Origin of the sequence: Lactobacillus amylolyticus DSM 11664 (assembly GCF_000178475.1) — a bacterium.
Lineage (GTDB): Bacteria > Bacillota > Bacilli > Lactobacillales > Lactobacillaceae > Lactobacillus > Lactobacillus amylolyticus.
Genome location: NZ_ADNY01000053.1, coordinates 1 through 528, shown reverse-complemented (window position 1 = coordinate 528; position 528 = coordinate 1). Strand labels below are relative to the sequence as shown.

The window sequence follows — 528 nt, the reverse complement described above, 5'->3', positions numbered from 1 at the left end:
TTAGTTATTTTATATTTCTTTTTCTTTATCTCTCCTTGAATTACGACTGATTGAGGTAAATTGTTTTCTTTTACAGGATATACAGGTGAAATATTATCTAATAATTTATAAAAAGTTTTTCTATTATCTTCAACTAAGTGTCCTTTTCCATCCATTATTTTATAATCTAAATCAGCCTCATTATTCATATAAACATTCGGAAAGAATCCTCCATATCTATAAGAAATAATTGTTGAGTTTTTATAGTTTAGATCACTAGGAACTCTCACCCCATCAAATTTTAATAGAACAGAAGCAAAGTAAGAATTTAATTTTTTAAATTGCTGTACATTATGGGGATAAATTGTTATGTATTTTCCAAATTGTGAAGGCGAAGTATTTTTATCAGATAAAGATAAATAATCACTTAAATATGGAACAAATTTAAAGGTGACCTTTTCTTCCACTAATTTCTTTATTACAATTTCTAAAACTTTCTCATAATCGTCAAGAAAAGGTGAAATATGAATTTTCCAACCTTGAATTTTA

At 25.6% G+C, this 528-nt stretch carries 1 protein-coding gene; it reads right to left on the bottom strand.

The window, feature by feature from the left end; all coding sequences use genetic code 11:
- The coding region (locus tag HMPREF0493_RS08780; RefSeq protein ID WP_006352448.1) for a class III lanthionine synthetase LanKC N-terminal domain-containing protein at window positions 1–528 on the bottom strand (528 nt) is incomplete at both ends.